The sequence below is a fragment of the Hydrogenophaga sp. SL48 genome, from assembly GCF_021729865.1.
Lineage (GTDB): Bacteria > Pseudomonadota > Gammaproteobacteria > Burkholderiales > Burkholderiaceae_C > Hydrogenophaga.
In genome coordinates this window covers 4,025,246-4,047,633 of sequence record NZ_CP063400.1, presented here as the reverse complement: position 1 = coordinate 4,047,633, position 22,388 = coordinate 4,025,246, and the positions used below count along the sequence as shown (strand labels likewise).

Genomic DNA, 22,388 nt, shown 5'->3' with positions numbered 1-22,388 from the left:
ATAAAACTACAGGCAGAATTGTCCCATGCCCGACGCCAAGCCCGCCCCTCGCAAGGAACTCTCTGCGCCGCAGAAAGCCCTGCACAAACTGGGGCTCACGCGCGACATCGACCTGGCCCTGCACCTGCCGCTGCGCTACGAGGACGAAACCCGCGTCGTGCGCCTGAGCGATGCGCGCGAGGGTCAGACCGCGCAGGTGGAGGGCACCGTCACCGCGAGCGAGATCACCCTGCGCCCGCGCCGCCAGCTGCTGGTGACGCTGGACGACGGCTCGGACACCTGCACCTTGCGCTTCTTCAGCTTCTACCCCTCGCACCAGAAGGCGCTGGCGGTGGGCGCGCGCGTGCGGGTGCGGGGTGAAATCCGCGGCGGTTTCATGGGCCGCACCATGATGCACCCGGCCTTTCACGCGGCCGGCGGCGAGCTGCCCGATGCCCTCACCCCCGTCTACCCCACCAGCGCCCAGCTGCCCCAGGCCTACCTGCGCAAGGTGGTGGCCAGCGGGCTGGGGCGTGCCGACCTGTCCGAAACCATCCCGCCCGAACTGCTGGGCAGCCTGCAGCGCGTGGTGCACGGCACCTGGTCCCTGCGCGACGCGCTGCGTTACCTGCACCACCCGGGGCCGGACGTGTCGCTCGACGCGCTCGAAGACCGCAGCCACCCGGCCTGGCAGCGCCTGAAGGCCGAGGAGCTGCTGGCGCAGCAGCTTTCGCAGCTGACCGCCAAGCGCGAACGCGATGCCCTGCGCGCTCCCGTCTTGCGCACGTTGCCCGGCGGCCTGCATGAACAATTGCTCGGCGTGTTGCCGTTCGCCTTGACCGGTGCGCAGCGCCGCGTGATTGAGGAGATCGCGCGCGATCTGGCGCGCCACGTGCCCATGCACCGCCTGCTGCAGGGCGATGTGGGTTCGGGCAAGACGGTGGTGGCCGCGCTGGCTGCGGCCATCGCCATCGACTCGGGCTGGCAGTGCGCGCTGATGGCGCCCACCGAAATCCTGGCCGAGCAGCATTTCGCCAAGCTCATCGGCTGGCTGGAGCCGCTGCTCGCGCCCCTGGGCAAACGCGTGGCCTGGCTCACCGGCAGCCAGAAGAAAAAGCAGCGCACCGAGATGCTGGCCCTGATCGCCAGCGGCGAGGCCGCCCTGGTGGTGGGCACGCACGCGGTGATCCAGGACCAGGTGGTGTTCCAGAACCTGGCGCTGGCCATCATTGATGAGCAGCACCGGTTTGGGGTGGCGCAGCGGCTGGCACTCAGATCCAAGATGACCGAGGGCGACGACGGGCAATCGCGCGAGCCGCACCTGCTGATGATGAGCGCCACGCCCATCCCGCGCACGCTCGCCATGAGCTACTACGCCGACCTCGATGTCTCCACCATCGACGAGCTGCCGCCCGGTCGCACGCCCATCGTCACCAAGGTCGTGTCCGACCAGCGCCGCCACGAGGTGATTCAGCGCATCCGCGCCCAGGTGGCCGAAGGGCGGCAGGTCTACTGGGTCTGCCCGCTGATCGAAGAGAGCGAGGCGCTGGACCTGTCCAACGCCACCGAGACGCACGCGGAGTTGAGCCAGTCCCTTCAGGGCGTGCTCGTCGGGCTGCTGCATTCACGCATGCCGGTCGCGGAAAAGAAGGCCGTGATGTCGCTCTTCACCAGCGGCCACATGAGCGTGCTCGTGTCCACCACCGTGATCGAGGTCGGCGTGGACGTACCCAACGCGTCGCTCATGGTGATCGAACACGCCGAACGTTTCGGTCTGAGCCAATTGCACCAGCTGCGTGGACGGGTCGGTCGCGGCGCAGCGGCTTCGGCCTGCGTGCTGCTCTACACGCCGCCTGAAGGCGGGCGCCTCGGCGAAACCGCGCGCGAACGTTTGAAGGCGATGGCGGAAACGAACGACGGTTTCGAGATCGCGCGCCGTGATCTGGAGATCCGGGGCCCCGGCGAGTTCCTGGGTGCCCGCCAGTCGGGCGCCGCGCTGCTGCGCTTCGCCGACCTGGCCACCGACGGCCACCTGCTCGACTGGGCACGCCAGGCCGCTGCCCAGATGCTGGCCCAGCACCCGGCCGCCGCCGAAAAACACATCGCCCGCTGGCTGGGCAGCAAGGCCGAATACCTGAAAGCCTGACCCCCCGCGCCGCAGGCGAGATCCACCCCTGCCGCGCTGCGCGCGACCCCCTCAAGGGGGCGATGCGAGTGGCCCGGCGAAGCCGGTTCCACCGCATCCTTGGGGAGGACACCTCTCGCCGGAGGAGGCGTTGATCCCAGGGCACCGCGGAACCGGCTTTGCCGGGCCGCCAGTGCCGCCCCCTGGGGGGTGACGCCGCAGGCGGCGCGGGGGGTACCATTCCCCTATGACGCTCACCGAACTCAAATACATCGTGGCCGTGGCGCGCGAGAGGCACTTCGGCAAGGCCGCCGAGGCCTGCTTCGTGTCGCAGCCCACGCTGTCTGTCGCGATCAAGAAGCTCGAAGAAGAGCTCGAACTCAAGATCTTCGAGCGCAACGCGAGCGAGATCGCCGTCACGCCCCTGGGTGAAGAGATCGTGCGGCAGGCGCAGACGGTGCTGGAGCAGGCCGCGGCCATCAAGGAGATCGCCAAGCGCGGCAAGGACCCGCTGGCCGGGCCGCTCAAACTGGGCGTGATCTACACCATCAGCCCCTACCTGCTGCCCAACCTCGTGCGTCAGGTGATCGAGCGCACGCCGCAGATGCCGCTGATGCTGCAGGAAAACTTCACCGTCAAGCTGCTGGAGCAGCTGCGCCTGGGCGAGATCGATTGCGCCATCCTGGCCGAGCCCTTCCCTGACACCAACCTCGCCATCGCGCCACTCTACGACGAGCCCTTCATGGCCGCCGTGCCCGCCAACCACCCGCTGGCCCAGCGCAAACACATCACCACCGACGAGATCAAAAGCGAGACCATGCTGCTGCTGGGCACCGGGCACTGCTTCCGCGACCACGTGCTGGAGGTCTGCCCCGAGTTCGCGCGCTTCTCCAACGAGACCGAAGGCATCCGCAAGAGCTTCGAGGGTTCGTCGCTGGAGACCATCAAGCACATGGTGGCCGCCGGCATGGGGGTGACGCTGGTGCCGCGCCTGTCGGTGCCGCGTTCGGCGCTCGACGGCACGGCCGACAACTCGCAGGACCTGGGCGACGCGTCTTTTGTGCATTACCTGCCGTTCGAGGGCGATCCGCCCACGCGCCGCGTGGTGCTGGCCTGGCGGCGCAGCTTCACGCGTTACCAGGCGATCGCCGAACTGCGCAACGCGATCTACGGGTGCGAGCTGCCCGGCGTGAAAAGGTTGTCTTGATGTGAATTCCCCCCTGCGCCGCTACGCGTCTTCCCCCCAGGGGGACCACACCAGCCGACCGGCAAAGCCGGTTCTGCGGTGTGTGCGGGTCTGTCGTGCGCTCACTTGCCTCCGGAATGCTGACTGTGTTTGATCGTCTGAACCTCTACCTTGATCTGATCCGCTGGAACCGCCCGGCGGGCTGGCTGTTGCTCCTGTGGCCCTCGCTGTCTGCGCTGTGGGTGGCGGCGGGTGGTTTCCCCGGCGTGCACCTGCTGGCGGTGTTTGTGCTCGGCACCATCCTCATGCGCAGCGCGGGCTGTTGCGTCAACGACGTGGCCGACCGCGAGTTCGATAAGCATGTCAAACGCACCGCGCAGCGCCCGGTGACCAGCGGGCGCGTGGGTGTGAAGGAGGCCTTGATCGTCGGTGCGGCGCTCGCTCTCGCCGCCTTCCTGCTGGTGCTCACCACCAACGTCGCCACCATCGCGTGGTCGTTTCTGGGGCTGGTGCTGGCGCTGATCTACCCCTACGCCAAGCGACATGTGTCCATGCCGCAGGCGGTGCTGGGCGTGGCGTTCAGCTTTGGCATCCCGATGGCGTTTGCGGCGGTGGACGGTGGGCCGGCGCTGGAGCTGTTCAGTGGTACGACGCCGTGGGCGTCACCCGGCTTCTGGAGCGGCGTCTGGCACAGCGTGCCGCCGCTGGCCTGGGTGTTGATGGCGGGCAACCTGTTCTGGGTGCTGGCCTACGACACCGAGTACGCCATGGTCGACCGCGACGACGATTTGCGCATCGGCATGAAGACCTCGGCCATCACGCTGGGCGACGCCGACGTGCCCGCCGTGACGGCGTTCTACCTGGTCTTCCTGGGCATCTGGACCGCCGCGCTGTGGGCCTTGGTGAACCCGGTGGTCTGGGGCGCCATGCTGCTGGTGGCGCTGGGCCAGGTGGTCTGGCACTTCCGCCTCATCAAAGACCGCACGCGCGACGGCTGCTTCAAGGCCTTCCGCCTGAATCACTGGTTGGGGTTCTCGGTGTTTGTGGGCGTGGTGCTCGGCTTGGTTTGACGTGCGCTGCGTTTCGGTCTTGGATCCTCGCTGGCCCACGGACGCGGCGTGCCCTGCTCCGCGGCTGTCCCCCGGGGCCTGCGGCCCCTCCTCCTTGATGCCGCTGCGCAGGGCACACCGCGTCCGTGGGCAGGCAGGTGGGTGGGCGTCCCATGGGTTTTGGCGCATTGCGATGGCGGTTATCGGCCTAGAGCTACCTTCGATGAGCGTCTGCTATGTTCACAGTTGCCCTCAACCTCTGACAGCAAGTCTTCGAGATCATGCACCTTGCGAGCCCGATTGGAATCATCCGAGTCGTTGACGAACCGTCGCACTCAATCGGGTCGCGCGACAATGTTCGTACCTATCCACTCGAAATAGAACTCGCACCCGGATCGCGACCCTCGTCGATTCATGGCGTTCTGCTGGACGATGCGCCGGTGGCCGTGCTTTCGAATAGTGGTGGGGCGAGTGGAGTGCACGAGCATTCAGCCCTGTGCAAGGATGGCCTTCTCTACTTGGCGATAGGGGACAGCGTGGTCTGCTTAGATGTGCAAGCTCCCAGAATGGTTTGGTCAGTCCAAGTCGATTCGGCCACTTGCTTCGGCATCTACTTCGACGATGCTAGGAATGCCTTGATTTCCCATGGAGAGCTGGAGATCGCCAGGCTCGCCGAAGATGGATCGATTCTGTGGCAGACGTCTGGCACCGACATATTCTCCGAAGCCTTCGCACTGCGTCCGGAGTTCATCGAAGCCGTCGACTTCAACCAACGGTCATACCGATTTTCCTATGAGGATGGACGCCCAGTCGGACTGTGTTAGCAATTGTGACTGTCTGCTTTGCAGAAGTGGGTCGACCAAGCCAACTTCCGCAACGGGCCCATTCCGGTCCTCGCCCACCACTAATGTTCGCGGATGCGATGTGCTCTGCGCAGCGGCACAAAGGAGGAGGCGGCTCCAGCCGCCGGGGGACAGCCGCGGAGCAGAGCGCACCGCATCCGAGAGCCGAGCGAAGACTATTTGCCGAATTCCTGACCCAACTCGGCAGCTCGTTTTTGCGCAGCGAACAGCGCCTCTTCAAACTTGGTCTTCACACCCGCCGATTCCATCGATGTGATGGCCGCGTAGGTCGTGCCCCCCTTGGACGTGACCCGCTCGCGCAGGGTCTGCAGCGGATCGCTGGAGCGTTGCGCCAGCGTGGCGGCGCCCAGAAAGGTACCGATGGCGAGCTGCTGCGCGACCTCGGGCGCGAGGCCCATCTTCGCGCCGGCGTCGCGCATGGCTTCGAGGAAATAGAACACGTAGGCCGGGCCGGAGCCGGAGATCGCGGTCACCGCGTCGAGGTCGCTCTCCACGTTCACCCAGACCAGCTCGCCCGTGGTGCGGACCACGCGCTCGACCAGCGCGCGGTCGTCGGCCGAGACTGCGGCGCGGGCCATCAGGCCGGTCATGCCCAGGCCCACGAGCGCGGGCGTGTTGGGCATGGCGCGCACGATGCGCTGCGTGCCCAGCCAGGCGGCCATGCTCTCGCTGGTGATGCCGGCGGCCACGCTGAGGTGCAGGGCCTGGCCGAGGAAGGGGCCGGCGGCCAGCGCGGCGTCTTTGAAGGTCTGGGGCTTCACGGCCCAGACCACGAGGTCGGAGGGTTGCAGATCGGCGCTGGCCGCCGGCAGCACGCTCATGCCCGGGAACTGCTGCGCCAGCTTCGCGCGCTGCTCGTCCCAAGGCTCGACCACCTGCAAGGCGCTGGCGGTGTGGCCCTGGCGGACCAGGCCGCCGATGATGGCGCTGGCCATGTTGCCGCCGCCGATGAAGGTGATGATGGGGTGGGTGGAGGTGTTCATCTATGGATTGTCGCCCGAGGCAAACCAAGAACCATGTGTTCGGCGCGAGGTGCCTGCGTCCGAGGGCACCGAGGAACCGGCTTTGCCGGGCCTCTGGTGCCGCCCCCTCTGGGGGTGACGCGAAGCGGCGCGGGGGAGGCGGCTATGCCGCCGTCGTCTGCCTCACCGCGTGTTCCCACTCGGCCATCTTTTCCGCCGCCCGTTCGCGCGACAGCGTGGGATGAAACGTGCGCTCGGCGCGCCACTGCTTGGACAGCTCGTCCAGCCCGGCGTACACGCCGGTGTGCAGGCCCGCGAGGTAGGCCGCGCCCAGCGCGGTGGTCTCGATCACGGCGGGCCGCACCACCGGGATGCCCAGCAGGTCGGCCTGGATCTGCATCAGCAGGTCGTTGACGCAGGCGCCGCCGTCCACCCGCAGCTCGTTCACCGGCACGCCGCCGCTGGCCACGGCGTCGCGGCTCATGGCGTCGAGCAGGGCGGCGCTCTGGAAGGCGATGCTCTCCAGCGCGGCGCGTGCGATGTGGGCGATGGTGCTGCCGCGCGTGAGGCCGGTGATGCTGCCCCGGCTGTCGGGCTGCCAGTAGGGCGCGCCCAGGCCGGTGAAGGCGGGCACCAGCACCACGCCGCCGGCGTCGGGCACGCTCTCGGCCAGTGCCTGCACCTCGCTGCTGGACTGGATGGCGCGCAGGCCGTCGCGCAGCCACTGCACGACCGCGCCGCCGATGAACACGCTGCCCTCAAAGGCGTACTGCGGTTTGCCGGGCGGCTGTGCGGCGGCGGTGGTGATCAGGCCGTTCTGGCTGGTCTGGAAACGCTCGCCGTTGTGCATCAGCATGAAGCAGCCGGTGCCGTAGGTGTTCTTGGCCATGCCGGCGGAGAAGCAGGCCTGGCCGAACAGCGCGCTCTGCTGGTCGCCGGCCACGCCGCCGATCACCAGCGGCGCGCCCAGCCATTCGCTGCGCACCTCGCCGAAGTGGGCGCTGGAGGGCAGGGCGGTCGGCATCATGGCCACCGGGATGGTCATGGCGGCGAGCAGCTCCTCGTCCCAGCGCTGCGTGTGCACGTTGAACAGCATGGTGCGCGCGGCGTTGCTGTGGTCGGTCACGTGGGCCGCGCCGCCGGTGAGCTGCCAGATCAGCCAGCTGTCCACCGTGCCGAAGGCCAGCTCACCGGCCTCGGCCTGGGCGCGCGCGCCGGGCACGTGGTCGAGGATCCACTGCAGCTTGGTGCCAGAGAAATAGGCGTCGATGCGCAGGCCGGTTTTCTGCAGAACCGTGTCGGAGAGCCCACGCTCGCGCAGCGCCACGCAGGTGCTCTCGGCGCGGCGGTCCTGCCAGACGATGGCGTTGTAGACGGGCTCGCCCGTGCTGCGGTTCCACACCACCGTGGTCTCGCGCTGGTTGGTGATGCCCACGGCGCGGATGTCGGCCGCCTTCAGCCCGGCCTTGGCCAGCGCCTCGCGCGCGGTCTCCAGCTGCGTGGTCCAGAGGTCGCGCGGGTCGTGTTCGACCCAGCCGGGCTGCGGGTAGATCTGGCGGAACTCGCGCTGCGCCATCGCGACCACGCGGCCGGCCTGGTCGAACACGATGCTGCGCGAACTGGAGGTGCCCTGGTCCAGGGCCAGCAGATAGGTCATGGGATGTCTCGTTTCTCTTTTGTCGAAAGGATGCGCTTTCCATGGCGCCGGAGCGCCACCCGCGCCGCATGAAGCGGCCCAACCCAGAGGCACAGCCGGGCTGGCTCTGCCAGACGGCCAGTGCCGCCCCCCTTGGGGGGTGACGCGAAGCGGCGCGGGGGGTGTTTCATTTCAGGCGGCGTCGCCGCCGGCCACCACGCATTCCACGTCGCCCTGGGCCAGCAGGGTGTCAAACGGCGCCGGCGGCGGCGCGTCGGTGAACAGCACGTCCACTTCGTTCATCCGCGCCAGTTCCACCATGGCCGGGCGGTTGAACTTGCTGCGGTCGGCGGCGAGCCAGACCTCGCGTGACTGCTCGATGATGGTGCGGGCCACCTTGACCTCTCGGTAGTCGAAGTCGCGCAGCGTGCCGTCGGCCTCGATCGCGCTGATGCCGATCAGGCCGATGTCGACCTTGAACTGGCGCATGAAATCCACCGTCGCCTCGCCCACGATGCCCTGGTCGGCGCCGCGCACCAGGCCGCCGGCCACGATCACCTCGCAGTCCGGGTTGGTGCTCAGCAGCGCGGCCACGTGCAGGTTGTTGGTGATCACGCGCAGCCCCCGGTGGTGCAGCAGCTCGTGGGCCACGGCCTCGATGGTCGTGCCGATGTTGAGGATCAGCGAGCAGCCGTTGGGCACGCGCTGTGCGATGGCCCGGGCGATGCGCGCCTTGGCCTCGGACTCCATCGCCTGCCGCTGCCGGTAGGCGATGTTTTCGGTGGTCGAGCCCGGCAGGCGCACGCCGCCGTGAAAGCGCGAGAGCAGCCCGGCATCGGCCAGGCGCTGCACGTCGCGGCGCACCGTCTGCAGGGTCACGCCGAAGCGCTCGGCCAGGGATTCAATGGTTTGCGGGCCGTGGGCGCGCACCACGTCCAGCAGCAGGGTGTGTCGGGGGGCCAGGTTCATGTGGAGGGAGGGCGGTCAGAAATGCTGTGACCCGAACATAACGGAAAAGGAAAATCGCCAGTTAAGGGTAAATACCGAAACAAGAAGAACATAAACGAACAATAGAATCGCCGAAACGAAAACAAAACAACGGCCCTGGGCCCTTTTCTGGACGATCCATGCAGTTATCCCTGGAGCAAGTGGGCAAGACGGTCGGGCCCTCGGTCCACCTCTATCCCATGAGCCTGATTCCCGCGCCGGACGCGGTCACGGTGTTGCTGGGCGCAACGCAGGCGGGCAAGACCAGCCTGATGCGCATCATGGCCGGCCTCGATGTGCCGACCACGGGCCGCGTGCTGGTCGACGGGCGCGACGTGACCGGCATGCCGGTGCGCGAGCGCAACGTGGCCATGGTCTACCAGCAGTTCATCAACTACCCCTCGATGACGGTGTTCGACAACATCGCCTCGCCGCTCAAGCTGAGTGGTCAGTCCCGGGCCGACATCCAGCGTCGGGTGCGCGAGCTGGCCGACCGGCTGCACATCGACATCTTTCTCGACCGCCTGCCCGCCGAGCTCTCGGGCGGGCAGCAGCAGCGCGTGGCCCTGGCGCGCGCGCTGGCCAAGAACGCGCCGCTGATGCTGCTCGACGAACCCCTGGTGAACCTGGACTACAAGCTGCGCGAAGAGCTGCGCGAGGAGCTGACCCAGCTCTTCGCCGCCGGCGACTCCACCGTCATCTACGCCACCACCGAGCCGGGCGAGGCCCTGCTGCTGGGCGGGTACACCGCCGTGATGGACGCGGGCGAGCTGCTGCAGTACGGCCCGACGGCCGAGGTCTTCCACCGCCCCAACTCGCTGCGCGTGGCGCGCGCCTTCAGCGACCCGCCGATGAACCTGCTGTCGGCCGAGGTCGCAGAGGGCGGCGCGCGTCTCAGCGATGGCCTGCTGCTGGCCGTGAAGCTGCCCGCCCACGCCAGCCGCGCGCTGACCCTGGGCATCCGTGCCAGCGCCGTGCGCGTGGCGGCGCGCCCCGGCGACGTGGCCGTGCCCGGCACCGTGGAGCTGGCCGAAATCTCCGGCTCCGACACTTTTGTGCACGTGCACACGGCGGTCGGCGAGATCGTGGCGCAGCTCACCGGCGTGCACGACTTCGCGCTGGGCAGCGCGATCACGTTGCACGTGAATCCCGCGCAGGTCTACGCCTTCGATGACGCGGGCAATCTGCTGTTTGCACCAGAGCGCCGGGAGGTCACGAAATGAGCCGCATCGACCTCGACCTCGCCCACTCATACAAGCCCAATCCGAAGGCCGACGGCGACTACGCGCTGCTGCCGTTGAAGATGAGCTTCGAAGACGGTGGCGCCTACGCCTTGCTCGGCCCCTCGGGCTGCGGCAAGACGACCATGCTCAACATCATGTCGGGCCTGCTCGTGCCCTCGCACGGCACGGTGAAGTTCGACGGCCAGGACATGACCCGCGCCACGCCGCAGCAGCGCAACATCGCCCAGGTGTTCCAGTTCCCGGTGATCTACGACACCATGACCGTGGCCGAGAACCTGGCCTTTCCGCTGAAGAACCGTCAGGTGCCGGCCGAGCAGATCAAGACCCGCGTGGGGCAGATCGCCGAGATGCTGGAGATGAGCCACCAGCTCGACATGCGCGCCGCGGGACTCAGCGCCGACCAGAAACAGAAGATCTCGCTCGGCCGTGGCCTGGTGCGGCCCGACGTGTCGGCGGTGCTGTTCGACGAGCCGCTGACCGTGATCGACCCGCACCTGAAATGGCAGCTGCGGCGCAAGCTCAAGCAGATCCACCATGAGCTGAAGCTCACGCTGATCTATGTCACCCACGACCAGGTCGAAGCCCTGACCTTCGCCGACCAGGTGGTGGTCATGACGCGCGGCAAGGTGGTGCAGCTGGGCACGCCCGACGCGCTGTTCGAGCGCCCGGCCCACACCTTCGTCGGCCACTTCATCGGCTCGCCGGGCATGAACTTCCTGCCGGCGAGTGTGCGCGGTGGTCAGGTGCACGTGGGCGACCGCTCCCTGAGCGAGAGCGGTCGCCTGCTGCCCGACGGCGATTTGCGCCTGGGCATCCGCCCCGAGTACCTGGTGATCGGCCCCCAGGGCGCGCCCGGAACGCTGCCCGCCACCGTGCGCCAGGTGCAGGACATCGGCACCTACTTCCTGGTGACGCTGGAGGCGGCAGGCCAGGCGGTGAAGGCCCGGCTGGCGCCCGACGCGGCCCTGCCCGCCGTCGGCGCCGCCGTGGGCTTGCAGGTGGTGGGCGAGCACACCTGCTACTACAAGAATGAGGAGCTCGTCGCATGAGCGTGACAACCAAACCCGTCAACCAGAAAGCCTGGTTCCTGATCCTGCCGGTCCTGGTCTGCGTGGCCTTCTCGGCCATCCTGCCGCTGATGACGGTGGTGAACTACTCGGTGCAGGACATCATCTCGCCCGAGCGCCGCGTCTTCGTCGGCACCGAATGGTTCGCTGCCGTGATGCGCGACGAAGACCTGCACGCCGCGCTCTGGAACCAGCTGAAGTTCTCGGGCGCCGTGCTGCTGGTGGAGATCCCGCTGGGCATCGCGCTGGCGCTGTCCATGCCGGCCGACGGCTGGAAAGCCTCGGCCACGCTGGTGATCGTGGCGCTGTCGCTGCTGATCCCGTGGAACGTGGTGGGCACGATCTGGCAGATCTTCGGCCGCGCCGACATCGGCCTCATGGGCCACACGCTGCAGACCCTCGGCATCGAGTACAGCTACACCGGCGACGCGACCCACGCCTGGCTCACCGTGCTGCTGATGGACGTGTGGCACTGGACGCCCTTGGTGGCGCTGCTGGCCTACGCGGGTTTGCGCAGCATCCCCGACGCCTACTACCAGGCCGCGCGCATCGACGGCGCCAGCAAGCTCGCGGTGTTCCGCTACATCCAGCTGCCCAAGATGCGCGGCGTGCTGATGATCGCCGTGCTGCTGCGCTTCATGGACAGCTTCATGATCTACACCGAGCCCTTCGTGCTCACCGGCGGCGGCCCCGGCAACGCCACCACCTTCCTCAGTCAGTACCTGACGCAGAAGGCCGTGGGCCAGTTCGATCTCGGCCCCGCCGCAGCGTTCTCGCTGATCTATTTCCTCATCATCCTGCTGTTCTGCTTCGTGCTCTACAACTGGATGCAACGCCTCGGCGAAGTCGAAAAAGAGGTGCAATCGTGAACGAGCGTCGATTCAAAAAGAGGACGCTGTTCCTCATCGCCTACCTGGTCTTCGCCTTGTTGCCCATCTACTGGATGGTCAACATGAGCTTCAAGACCAACGAAGAGATCGTTTCCAGCTTCAGCCTGTGGCCGCAGGCCTTCACCTGGGACAACTACCAGCTGATCTTTACCGACGAGAGCTGGTACTCGGGTTACATCAACAGCCTGATCTACGTGGCCATCAACACGGTGATTTCGCTCACCGTGGCGCTGCCAGCCGCCTACGCGTTCTCGCGCTACAGCTTCCTTGGCGACAAGCATGTGTTCTTCTGGCTGCTCACCAACCGCATGACGCCGCCGGCCGTGTTTCTGCTGCCGTTCTTCCAGCTCTACACCACCGTGGGGCTGATGGACACGCACATCGCGGTGGCGCTGGCGCACCTGCTGTTCAATGTGCCGCTGGCGGTGTGGATTCTCGAAGGCTTCATGTCGGGCATCCCGCGCGAAATCGACGAGACGGCCTACATCGACGGCTACAGCTTTCCGCGCTTCTTTCTCACCATCTTCCTGCCGCTGATCAAGGCCGGTGTGGGCGTGGCGGCTTTCTTCTGCTTCATGTTCAGCTGGGTCGAGTTGTTGATGGCGCGCACGCTCACCAGCGTCAACGCCAAGCCCATCGTGGCCACCATGACGCGCACGGTCAGTGCCAGTGGCATGGACTGGGCCACGCTGGCCGCGGCGGGCGTGTTGACCATCGTTCCCGGCGCGATCGTGATCTGGTTCGTCCGGCACTACATCGCCAAGGGCTTTGCCATGGGACGGGTATGACGTCCCCCCCGCCGCGCTCCGCGCGACCCTCCAGGGGGCGCCGCTGGCGGCCCGGCAAAGCCGGTTCCGCGGCGGCCTGGGTTGGGCGGGCCTGCACTCGACATGGATTGGAGATTTCAAATGTTTGAATGGATGGCCTGGACATTGCCGGTCGCGGTTTTCTTCACCTGCATCGTGTGCATGCTCGCGGGCATGACGTTCTGGGAGATCAAGTCGCCCACCACGATGCGCAAGGGCTTTCTGCCGATCGCCACCACGCGCGGCGACCGGCTCTTCATCGGCTTGCTGGGCGCTGCGTACATCAATCTGGCCTTTGTCGGCATGGCGGGCCACGTGACCGAATGGCTTTCGCTGGAGCAGGAGCCCAGCATCTGGATCAGCTTTATCGGGTCCATGGCCTGGCTGGCCTGGGTCATGCGCAAAGGCTGAGGCGGTTTCCCGTGAATTCGGCCCATTGCTTCCCCGGGGCCGAGCATTCAGCGTTCACACCGGGGAAGCACACCATGAGGAGACACACATGAAGATTCGCTACACCGCGCTTGCGCTGGCGGCCGCACTGGCCGTGGCGGCCTGCGGCAAGAAGGAAGAGGCCCCGGCCCCTGCGCCGGCACCCGCCGCTGCGCCGGCACCCACGGCCGCCGCACCTGCAGCGGCCGGCCCAGCCGACAAGTGGGTCAACGAGGAATTCCAGCCCAGCACGCTGAGCAAGGAAGCCCAGGCCACCGAGATGAAGTGGTTCGTGGACGCGGCCGCCAAGCTGAAGGCCGCCGGGGTGAATGACATCTCCGTCGTGTCGGAAACCATCACCACGCACGAGTACGAATCCAAGACCCTGGCCAAAGCCTTCAGTGAGATCACGGGCATCACCGTCAAGCACGACCTGATCCAGGAAGGTGATGTGGTCGAAAAGCTGCAGACCTCGATGCAGTCCGGCAAGTCGATCTACGACGGCTGGATCAGCGACTCTGACCTGATCGGCACCCACTACCGCTACGGCAAGGTGCTCAACCTGACCGACTACATGACCGGCGCCGGCAAGGAGTACACCAACCCCGGCCTGGACCTGGCCGACTTCATCGGCACCAAGTTCACCACCGCACCCGACGGCAAGCTCTACCAGCTGCCCGACCAGCAGTTCGCCAACCTGTACTGGTTCCGCGCCGATCTGTTCGCCCGGGACGACCTCAAGGAGAAGTTCAAGGCCAAGTACGGCTACGACCTGGGCGTGCCGCTGAACTGGAGCGCCTATGAAGACATCGCCGAGTTCTTCAGCAAAGACGTGAAGGAAATCGACGGCAAGCCGATCTACGGCCACATGGACTACGGCAAGAAGGACCCATCGCTCGGCTGGCGCTTCACCGACGCCTGGCTGTCGATGGCCGGCACCGCAGACATCGGCGCGCCGAACGGCCTGCCGATCGACGAATGGGGCATCCGGGTGGCCGACGACAAGTGCACCCCCGTGGGCGCCAGTGTGGCCCGGGGCGGCGCCACCAACTCGCCGGCCGCCGTCTACGCGCTCACCAAGTACGTGGACTGGATGAAGAAGTACGCGCCCAAGGAAGCCACCGGCATGACCTTCGGCGAAGCCGGCCCGGTGCCCGCGCAGGGCCAGATCGCGCAGCAGATCTTCTGGTACACCGCATTCACCGCCGACATGGTCAAGCCTGGCCTGCCGGTGGTGAACGAAGACGGCACGCCGAAGTGGCGCATGGCCCCCGGCCCGAACGGTCCGTACTGGAAGCAGGGCATGCAGAACGGCTACCAGGACGTGGGTTCGTGGACCTTCTTCAAGGACCACGATGCCAACAAGACGGCCGCCGCCTGGCTGTACGCCCAGTTCGTGACCAGCAAGACGGTGTCGCTCAAGAAGACCATCGTCGGCCTGACCCCGATCCGCGAGTCCGACATTCAGAGCCAGGCCATGACCGACATGGCGCCCAAGCTCGGTGGTCTGGTCGAGTTCTACCGCAGCCCGGCCCGGGTCGCCTGGAGCCCGACCGGCACCAACGTGCCCGACTACCCCAAGCTGGCGCAACTGTGGTGGAAAAACGTGGCCCAGGCCGTGACGGGTGAAAAGACGCCACAGAAGGCCATGGACACGCTGGCCGACGAGATGGACGACGTGATGTCGCGCCTCGAGCGCGCGGGCATGACCAACTGCCCGCCCAAGCTCAACCCCAAGGGCGACCCTGCGAAGTACCTCACCGACGCGGCGGCCCCCTGGAAGAAGCTGGCCAACGAGAAGCCCAAGGGCGAAACCATCGCCTACCAGTCGCTGCTGGACGCCTGGAAGGCCGGCAAGGCGCGTTGATGTGCCTCCTTTGAACTGAGTTGTAGCAACCCACCGCATGCGCCTTGGGGCGCATGCGGTCACCTTCTGATTCATGACACGCGCAGAACTGCTCCAATCGCTGGCCCGGCAGCCCGTTTTCGACCTGGTGGTGGTCGGCGGCGGCGCGACAGGCTTGGGCGTCGCGCTCGATGCAGCGCTGCGTGGGTTTTCTGTTGCCTTGCTGGAGTCCCAGGATTTCGCCGGTGGCACCTCTTCCCGCTCCACCAAGCTGCTGCACGGCGGCGTGCGTTACCTGGCCCAGGGCAATGTGGCCTTGGTGCGCGAAGCCCTGGCCGAGCGCGCCACGGTGCTGCGCATCGCGCCCCACCTGGCCCAGCCACTTCCCTTTGTCATGCCGTCCTACGGCTGGTGGCAGACACCGTTCTATGGCGCCGGACTCAAGCTGTACGACCTCATGGCCGGTCGTGCGGGCCTGGGCCGCACCGCCTTCCTGTCGCGGGCCGAGACCTTGGCCGCGCTGCCCGGCGTCAACCCGCAAGGTCTGCGTGGCGGGGTGCGCTATTGGGACGGACAGTTTGACGACGCCCGCCTGGCGCTGGCGCTGGCGCTCACCGCAGAGGCCGCAGGCGCTCGGGTGATCAACTACGCGCAGGTCACCGGCATCCAGCGCCTTGCCGATGCCTCTCCCTCCCTGACCGAACTCGACGTGCGTGACGTGTTCACCGGCGATCTCCATCGCGTCAGGGCCCGGTGCGTGGTGAATGCCACCGGGGTCTGGGTGGACGATCTGCGCGCCAAGGCCTGCCGGGTGGGGCAGGACCCGCTGCCCGAGCGCATGGTCAGCCCCAGTCAGGGCGTGCACGTCGTGGTGGACCGCGAATTCATGCCGGGCGATCACGCCCTGCTGGTGCCCAAGACCCGCGACGGTCGCGTGCTGTTTGCTGTGCCGTGGCTGGGCAAGCTGATCCTCGGCACCACCGACACGCCGCGCCAGGATCTGCCGCGTGAGCCCCAGGCGTTTTCCGAGGAGCTCGATTTCATCCTGGGCGAAGCGGGCAGGGTGCTGAGCCGCCCGGTTCGCACCGAGGACATTCGCAGCATCTGGGTGGGGCTGCGCCCCCTGGTGGCGCCACCGTCCACCGCCGAAGGTGGCACCAAGGTGCTGTCGCGCGAGCACACCATCGTGGTCGACGGCAACGGACTGGTCACGGTCACCGGTGGCAAATGGACCACCTACCGTGCCATGGCCGAGGACGTGCTCGCGCGTTGTTTTGCCGGTGGGCTCTTGCCAGCGCGCGCAGGCGGATTGAGCGAACACCACACCCTGGTCGGCGCAACCGATGCGTCGACCCCCACCACGCCCTTGCACCAGGCGCCTGGACCACATATGTATGGTGCCCAGGCGCCCCAGGTCGCCCGGTGCCCGGGTGGCGCGCGCGACCTGGGACTGGGTCTGACCGAGGCCATGGTCCGGCATGCGGTTCGATGTGAGCACGCACACACGGTGGAAGACGTCCTGGCCCGACGCTGGCGCGCCCTGTTCCTCGATGCAAGAAGAGCCGCAGCGATGGCCCCTGCTGTGGCGGAAATCCTGGAAGACGAGCGCTGCGCCGCGCCGGCCTTGGACCGTTTTGAGGCACTGTGTGCCCACTACCTGCCTCCAGCCACACATTTGTGAGTGCAAAACACAAGAGTTAGTTGACAAGTCGATAACGCAGTGCGATAATTTGCGGCTTCGCTCTAAAAAAGTGAAGGTATCCGCCCAGCGACGCTGGTTGTGATTCGGTAAGCAGTCAGTCTGCAGGCCGATCGCGACTTGCAACGACGGGCCCAAGACTGATCACTTTCGGCCGTGGTGGCTGAAGGGATTCAAGTTGGGACTTAAATCAAATGATCCAAACGCAATCTCGACTCGATGTTGCTGACAACACGGGCGCCAAGTCCGTGATGTGCATCAAGGTGCTCGGTGGCTCTAAGCGCCGGTATGCCAGCGTGGGCGACGTCATCAAAGTCACCATCAAAGAAGCAGCGCCCCGTGGCCGCGTCAAAAAAGGCGAGGTCTATAACGCTGTGGTCGTTCGTACCGCCAAGGGCATTCGTCGTCAAGACGGTGCTCTGATCAAATTCGATGGCAACGCAGCCGTGTTGCTCAACGCCAAGCTGGAGCCCATTGGCACCCGCATCTTCGGACCGGTGACGCGCGAGCTGCGCACCGAAAAGTTCATGAAGATCGTGTCGCTGGCGCCCGAGGTTCTTTGAGGAATCACCATGAACAAAATCCGTAGTGGCGATGAAGTCATCGTGATTGCCGGCCGCGACAAAGGCAAGCGCGGCAAAGTGGTGCTGCGCGCCGACGACAGCAAGCTGGTTGTCGAAGGTGTCAACATCGTGAAAAAGCATGCCAAGCCGAACCCCATGAAGGGTGTGACCGGCGGCATCGTGGAAAAAACCATGCCGATCCACCAGTCCAATGTGGCCATCTTCAATGGCGCCACGGGCAAGGCTGATCGTGTGGGCATCAAGCTTCTGGCGGACGGCAAGAAAGTGCGCGTCTTCAAGTCCAGCGGCGACGAAATCAAGGCGGCCTGAACATGACACGCTTGCAAGAAATTTACCGCGACAAGATCGCCCCTGGTCTGATTGAGCAGTTTGGCTACAAGTCGGCCATGGAAGTCCCGCGCATCACCAAGATCACGCTCAACATGGGTGTGAGCGAGGCGGTTGCCGACAAGAAAGTCATGGACAGCGCCGTGGGCGACCTGACCAAGATCGCTGGTCAAAAGCCGGTGGTGACCAAGGCCCGCAAAGCCATTGCGGGTTTCAAGATTCGTGAGCAGCAGCCCATCGGCTGCATGGTGACCCTGCGCGGTGCCCGCATGTACGAATTCCTCGACCGTTTTGTCACGGTGGCATTGCCCCGTGTGCGCGACTTTCGTGGTATTTCGGGCAAGGCGTTTGATGGCCGTGGCAATTACAACATCGGCGTCAAAGAGCAGATCATTTTCCCTGAGATCGAGTACGACAAGGTGGATGCCTTGCGCGGCCTCAACATCAGCATCACGACGACCGCCAAAAACGACGCAGAGTGCAAGGCTCTGCTGGTTGGTTTCCGTTTCCCGTTCAAGAACTGAGGTGGCGCGTGGCTAAACAAGCACTACTCCAACGCGAAATCAAGCGCGAAAAACTCGCAGCCAAGTTCGCCAAGAAATACGCTGAGCTCAAGTCGGTTTCGACCAGTGCCAAGCATTCCGACGAAGAGCGCGATGCGGCCCGTCTGGCGCTGCAGAAGCTGCCTCGCAACGCGAACCCGACCCGCCAGCGCAACCGCTGCGAGATCACCGGTCGTCCGCGTGGCACGTTCGCCCACTTCGGCCTGGCCCGTGCCAAGGTCCGTGAAATGGCTTTTGCCGGTGAAATTCCCGGCATCACCAAAGCCAGCTGGTAAGCACTAGGAGAACCACAAATGAGCATGAGTGATCCTATCGCTGACATGTTGACCCGCATCCGCAATGCACAAATGGTTGAAAAAGCCAGTGTGACGATGCCGGCCTCCAAGGTCAAAACCGCGATTGCCCAGGTCCTGAAGGACGAGGGTTACATCGACGGATTCCAGGTCAAGAGCAATGATGGCAAGAACGAACTTGAGATTTCCCTCAAGTACTACGCTGGCCGTCCTGTGATCGAGCGCATTGAGCGTGTCAGCCGTCCAGGCCTGCGCGTCTATCGTGGTCGCAATGCCATCCCCCAGGTTCAAAACGGCCTGGGTGTGGCGATCGTCACCACGCCACAGGGTGTGATGACCGACCGCAAGGCGCGCGCCACCGGTGTCGGTGGTGAAGTCCTGTGTTACGTCGCCTGATGCGGGCATTGAGGAGCTACTGAAATGTCACGTATTGGAAAGTTGCCCGTTTCTGTCCCGGCTGGGGTGGAAGTGGCCGTCAAAGACAACCTGATCAACGTCAAGGGTGCCCTCGGTGCCTTGGCGCTGGCGCAGAACGCGCTGGTCAAGGTGGAAAACAACGCGGGTTCGCTGTCGTTCACCCCGGTGAACGAATCACGCGAAGCCAATGCCATGTCCGGCACCATGCGTCAGCTGGTGAACAACATGGTCAATGGTGTGAGCAAAGGCTTCGAAAAGAAGCTGACGCTGATCGGTGTGGGCTACAAAGCCCAGGCCCAAGGCGCCAAGCTCAACCTCACGGTCGGCTATTCGCACCCTGTGGTGATGGATATGCCGGCCGGCATCAAGGTGGAAACCCCGACGCCGACCGAAATCCTGATCAAGGGATCGGACCGTCAGCGCGTGGGCCAGATCGCTTCTGAGGTGCGTGCAGTGCGCCCCCCCGAACCCTACAAGGGCAAGGGCATCCGTTATGCGGATGAGAAGATCACGATCAAGGAAACCAAGAAGAAATAAGGATCAGGATCATGTTGACCAAAAAAGAGCAACGTCTCCGTCGTGCCCGCCAGACGCGCATCCGCATTGCGCAGCAGGGCGCTGTCCGCCTGACCGTGAACCGCACCAACCTGCACATCTACGCCAGCGTCATCTCCGACGACGGTTCCAAGGTGCTGGCTTCGGCTTCGACGGCCGAAGCGGAAGTGCGTGCCCAGATCGGCGGCGCTGGCAAGGGCGGCAACGCCGTTGCTGCCGCCCTGGTGGGCAAGCGCATCGCTGAAAAGGCCAAAGCCGCAGGTATCGAGAAAGTGGCGTTTGACCGCTCCGGTTTTGCTTACCACGGCCGGGTGAAAGCCCTGGCAGACGCGGCCCGTGAAGCCGGTCTGCAGTTCTGATCAAACGGAATACACAAAATGGCTAAATTTACGGCTAATGTAAAAAACGAAGCGAGCGACGACGGTCTGCGCGAGAAGATGATCGCGATCAACCGCGTGACCAAGGTGGTCAAGGGCGGTCGCATTCTCGGCTTCGCTGCACTGACCGTGGTCGGTGATGGCGACGGTCGCGTCGGCATGGGCAAGGGCAAAGCCAAGGAAGTTCCGGTGGCTGTGCAGAAAGCCATGGAAAAAGCCCGTCGCAACATGATCAAGGTGTCGCTGAAGAACGGTTCGCTGCACCACAGCGTGCATGGCGAACACGGTGCTTCCAACGTCATGATGCTGCCTGCGGCCAAAGGTACCGGCATCATCGCTGGCGGCCCGATGCGCGCTGTCTTTGAAGTGCTGGGCATCACCGACGTCGTGGCGAAGAGCCATGGCTCGAGCAACCCCTACAACCTGGTGCGCGCCACGCTGGACGCACTGCAGAACTCGACCACGCCGGCCAGCGTTGCTGCCAAGCGCGGCAAGTCGGTTGAAGACATCCTGGGCTGATCGGAGCGACCATGACCACCCCTACTCAAAACACCGTCAAGGTCCAACTGGTGCGCAGCCCCATTGGAACCAAGCAGTCGCACCGCGACACCGTGCGGGGCCTCGGCCTGCGCAAGCTCAACAGCACCAGTGAGCTGCAGGACACGCCTGCCGTCCGCGGCATGATCAACAAGATCAGCTACCTGGTCAAGGTACTCTGAACCGGAGTCGCAAGACATGGAACTCAATAGCATCAAGCCCCAAGAAGGCGCCAAACACGCCAAGCGTCGCGTGGGCCGCGGCATCGGCTCTGGCCTGGGCAAGACAGCCGGCCGCGGTCACAAAGGTCAGAAGTCGCGTTCGGGTGGCTACCACAAGGTGGGTTTTGAAGGCGGTCAGATGCCTTTGCAGCGTCGCCTGCCCAAGCGCGGTTTCAAATCTGCGCAACTGCAGTTCAGCGCTGAAGTGACGTTGGCCGACATCAATGCCCTGAATGTTGCAGAAGTGGACATTCTGGTGCTGAAGCAGGCTGGCCTCGTGGCCCACCTGGCCAAACGCGTCAAGGTCATCAAGACCGGTGAGATCACGCGCGCCGTCACGCTCAAGAACATTGGCGCCACTGCCGGTGCCAAGGCCTCGATCGAAGCCGCTGGCGGCACGCTGGCCTGATCGGACACGAGCGGAAGAACGCTGTGGCAACTGCCTCCCCTACCCTGGCCAAGACAGGCAAGTTCGGTGACCTGCGTCGCCGGCTTGTGTTCCTGCTGCTGGCGCTGGTGGTGTATCGCATCGGTGCGCACATTCCCGTGCCTGGCATCGACCCCGCGCAGCTCGAACAATTGTTCAAGGGCCAGGCGGGCGGCATCCTGAGCTTGTTCAACATGTTCTCCGGCGGCGCTCTCTCACGGTTCACCGTGTTCGCTCTGGGGATCATGCCTTACATCTCGGCCTCGATCATCATGCAGCTCATGACCTACGTGGTGCCCACGTTTGAGCAAATGAAGAAGGAGGGCGAAGCAGGTCGCCGCAAGATCACTTCGTACACCCGTTATGGCACCTTGGCATTGGCCATCTTTCAGGCGACGGGCATTGCCCTTGCGCTGGAAGGTCAAGCCGGTCTGGTGATTGACCCGGGGATGGGTTTCCGACTGACCGCTGTGGTCAGTCTGGTGGCTGGAACGATGTTCCTGATGTGGCTGGGTGAGCAGATCACCGAGCGTGGCTTGGGCAATGGCATTTCGATCCTGATCTTTGCGGGTATTGCTGCGGGTCTTCCCAGCGCCATCGGCGGGTTGTTGGAGTTGGTCCGCACCGGCGCCATGAACATCTTGGTGTCGATTTTCATCATCGCGTTGGTGGTCCTGGTGACCTACTTCGTGGTGTTTGTCGAGCGTGGTCAGCGCAAGATCTTGGTCAACTACGCTCGCCGTCAGGTGGGGAACAAGGTGTATGGCGGGCAATCGTCGCACCTGCCGCTCAAGCTGAACATGGCAGGTGTGATCCCACCGATTTTCGCGTCCAGCATCATCCTGCTGCCGACCACGGTGGTCAGCTGGGTGAGCACGGGTGATTCGACCCGTTGGTTGCGTGACATTGCTTCGGCCCTGTCGCCGGGCCAGCCGATCTACGTCGCTCTGTACGCTGCTGCCATTGTTTTCTTCTGTTTCTTCTATACAGCGCTGGTGTTCAACAGCCGTGAAACCGCGGACAACCTGAAGAAGAGCGGAGCCTTCATTCCCGGGATTCGTCCCGGTGACCAGACGGCGCGCTACATCGACAAGATTTTGCTGAGACTGACGCTGGCTGGTGCCATTTACATCACTGCAGTCTGTTTGTTGCCCGAGTTCCTGATTCTGAAATACAACGTGCCTTTCTACTTCGGTGGTACGTCGCTGTTGATCATTGTGGTGGTTACCATGGACTTCATGGCCCAAGTGCAGAACTACATGATGTCTCAGCAATACGAATCGTTGTTGAAGAAGGCCAGCTTTAAAAATTGATCCTGC

24 protein-coding genes are annotated in these 22,388 nt (G+C 64.9%); 21 read left to right on the top strand and 3 right to left on the bottom strand.

Going from position 1 to position 22,388, the window contains the following annotated elements; genetic code table 11:
• Positions 1-25 precede the first annotated feature (25 nt).
• The 3 genes from recG (at position 26) to IM738_RS19150 (ending at position 4,360) form a co-directional block, all read left to right on the top strand.
• Positions 26-2,125: an ATP-dependent DNA helicase RecG gene (recG, locus tag IM738_RS19160; RefSeq protein ID WP_236962632.1), complete on the top strand. Its 2,100-nt coding sequence runs from the start codon at positions 26-28 to the stop codon at positions 2,123-2,125.
• Between the two features lie 226 nt (positions 2,126-2,351).
• Positions 2,352-3,311 (top strand): hydrogen peroxide-inducible genes activator, encoded by a 960-nt coding sequence (locus IM738_RS19155; RefSeq protein WP_236962631.1) that lies wholly within the window; start codon positions 2,352-2,354, stop codon positions 3,309-3,311.
• A 125-nt stretch (positions 3,312-3,436) separates the two neighbouring features.
• Positions 3,437-4,360, top strand: coding sequence for a 4-hydroxybenzoate octaprenyltransferase (locus tag IM738_RS19150; protein WP_236962630.1), 924 nt, complete (start codon positions 3,437-3,439; stop codon positions 4,358-4,360).
• Positions 4,361-5,357: 997 nt separating this feature from the next.
• Here the strand turns inward: IM738_RS19150 and proC are convergent.
• The 3 genes from proC to IM738_RS19135 form a co-directional block, all read right to left on the bottom strand.
• The gene (proC, locus tag IM738_RS19145) at positions 5,358-6,185 is read right to left on the bottom strand and encodes a pyrroline-5-carboxylate reductase (protein ID WP_236962629.1); all 828 of its coding nucleotides are present in this window, start codon (positions 6,183-6,185) and stop codon (positions 5,358-5,360) included.
• 142 nt (positions 6,186-6,327) lie between these two features.
• A complete protein-coding gene (gene glpK, locus IM738_RS19140; RefSeq protein ID WP_236962628.1) occupies positions 6,328-7,821 on the bottom strand; it encodes a glycerol kinase GlpK in 1,494 nt (497 codons plus the stop codon).
• A 171-nt stretch (positions 7,822-7,992) separates the two neighbouring features.
• On the bottom strand, positions 7,993-8,769 hold the full coding sequence (locus IM738_RS19135; protein ID WP_236962627.1) for a DeoR/GlpR family DNA-binding transcription regulator: 777 nt from the start codon (positions 8,767-8,769) through the stop codon (positions 7,993-7,995).
• Between the two features lie 158 nt (positions 8,770-8,927).
• Between IM738_RS19135 and IM738_RS19130 the strand changes: the two genes are divergently transcribed.
• From IM738_RS19130 to secY, 18 genes are all read left to right on the top strand, one after another.
• Positions 8,928-10,010 (top strand): ABC transporter ATP-binding protein, encoded by a 1,083-nt coding sequence (locus IM738_RS19130; RefSeq protein WP_236962626.1) that lies wholly within the window; start codon positions 8,928-8,930, stop codon positions 10,008-10,010.
• Entirely contained in the window at positions 10,007-11,080 is a 1,074-nt protein-coding gene (locus IM738_RS19125; RefSeq protein WP_236962625.1) for an ABC transporter ATP-binding protein, read from the top strand. Before IM738_RS19130 ends, IM738_RS19125 begins: the two co-directional genes overlap by 4 nt.
• Positions 11,077-11,967, top strand: coding sequence for a carbohydrate ABC transporter permease (locus tag IM738_RS19120; protein ID WP_236962624.1), 891 nt, complete (start codon positions 11,077-11,079; stop codon positions 11,965-11,967). Before IM738_RS19125 ends, IM738_RS19120 begins: the two co-directional genes overlap by 4 nt.
• Positions 11,964-12,776 (top strand): carbohydrate ABC transporter permease, encoded by an 813-nt coding sequence (locus IM738_RS19115; RefSeq protein WP_236962623.1) that lies wholly within the window; start codon positions 11,964-11,966, stop codon positions 12,774-12,776. The genes IM738_RS19120 and IM738_RS19115 overlap by 4 nt, the downstream gene beginning before the upstream one ends.
• Before the next feature lie 120 nt (positions 12,777-12,896).
• The gene (locus IM738_RS19110; RefSeq protein ID WP_236962622.1) at positions 12,897-13,205 is read left to right on the top strand and encodes a DUF2160 domain-containing protein; all 309 of its coding nucleotides are present in this window, start codon (positions 12,897-12,899) and stop codon (positions 13,203-13,205) included.
• Positions 13,206-13,293: 88 nt separating this feature from the next.
• The gene (locus IM738_RS19105) at positions 13,294-15,090 is read left to right on the top strand and encodes an ABC transporter substrate-binding protein (protein WP_236962621.1); all 1,797 of its coding nucleotides are present in this window, start codon (positions 13,294-13,296) and stop codon (positions 15,088-15,090) included.
• Positions 15,091-15,163: 73 nt separating this feature from the next.
• Positions 15,164-16,750, top strand: a complete 1,587-nt coding sequence (locus tag IM738_RS19100) for a glycerol-3-phosphate dehydrogenase/oxidase (protein ID WP_236962620.1) — start codon at positions 15,164-15,166, stop codon at positions 16,748-16,750.
• Between the two features lie 212 nt (positions 16,751-16,962).
• Positions 16,963-17,331, top strand: a complete 369-nt coding sequence (gene rplN, locus IM738_RS19095) for a 50S ribosomal protein L14 (RefSeq protein WP_056268999.1) — start codon at positions 16,963-16,965, stop codon at positions 17,329-17,331.
• 9 nt (positions 17,332-17,340) lie between these two features.
• Complete coding sequence (rplX, locus tag IM738_RS19090; RefSeq protein WP_236962619.1) at positions 17,341-17,661, top strand: 50S ribosomal protein L24; 321 nt, start codon at positions 17,341-17,343, stop codon at positions 17,659-17,661.
• Positions 17,662-17,663: 2 nt separating this feature from the next.
• Positions 17,664-18,203, top strand: a complete 540-nt coding sequence (rplE, locus tag IM738_RS19085; protein WP_236962618.1) for a 50S ribosomal protein L5 — start codon at positions 17,664-17,666, stop codon at positions 18,201-18,203.
• Positions 18,204-18,211: 8 nt separating this feature from the next.
• Positions 18,212-18,517 carry a 30S ribosomal protein S14 gene (gene rpsN, locus IM738_RS19080; RefSeq protein ID WP_077329677.1) on the top strand — a complete coding sequence of 102 codons (306 nt, stop codon included), beginning with the start codon at positions 18,212-18,214 and terminating at the stop codon, positions 18,515-18,517.
• 18 nt (positions 18,518-18,535) lie between these two features.
• Positions 18,536-18,931 (top strand): 30S ribosomal protein S8, encoded by a 396-nt coding sequence (gene rpsH / locus IM738_RS19075; protein WP_236962617.1) that lies wholly within the window; start codon positions 18,536-18,538, stop codon positions 18,929-18,931.
• Between the two features lie 24 nt (positions 18,932-18,955).
• The gene (gene rplF, locus IM738_RS19070; protein WP_236962616.1) at positions 18,956-19,489 is read left to right on the top strand and encodes a 50S ribosomal protein L6; all 534 of its coding nucleotides are present in this window, start codon (positions 18,956-18,958) and stop codon (positions 19,487-19,489) included.
• A gap of 11 nt (positions 19,490-19,500) precedes the next feature.
• Positions 19,501-19,866, top strand: coding sequence for a 50S ribosomal protein L18 (gene rplR / locus IM738_RS19065; protein WP_077329683.1), 366 nt, complete (start codon positions 19,501-19,503; stop codon positions 19,864-19,866).
• Between the two features lie 18 nt (positions 19,867-19,884).
• Positions 19,885-20,403 (top strand): 30S ribosomal protein S5, encoded by a 519-nt coding sequence (rpsE, locus tag IM738_RS19060; RefSeq protein ID WP_077329685.1) that lies wholly within the window; start codon positions 19,885-19,887, stop codon positions 20,401-20,403.
• Between the two features lie 11 nt (positions 20,404-20,414).
• Positions 20,415-20,603 carry a 50S ribosomal protein L30 gene (gene rpmD, locus IM738_RS19055; protein WP_236962615.1) on the top strand — a complete coding sequence of 63 codons (189 nt, stop codon included), beginning with the start codon at positions 20,415-20,417 and terminating at the stop codon, positions 20,601-20,603.
• 16 nt (positions 20,604-20,619) lie between these two features.
• Positions 20,620-21,051 carry a 50S ribosomal protein L15 gene (gene rplO, locus IM738_RS19050; RefSeq protein ID WP_236962614.1) on the top strand — a complete coding sequence of 144 codons (432 nt, stop codon included), beginning with the start codon at positions 20,620-20,622 and terminating at the stop codon, positions 21,049-21,051.
• 23 nt (positions 21,052-21,074) lie between these two features.
• Positions 21,075-22,382 (top strand): preprotein translocase subunit SecY, encoded by a 1,308-nt coding sequence (gene secY / locus IM738_RS19045; protein WP_236962613.1) that lies wholly within the window; start codon positions 21,075-21,077, stop codon positions 22,380-22,382.
• Positions 22,383-22,388: the final 6 nt, after the last annotated feature.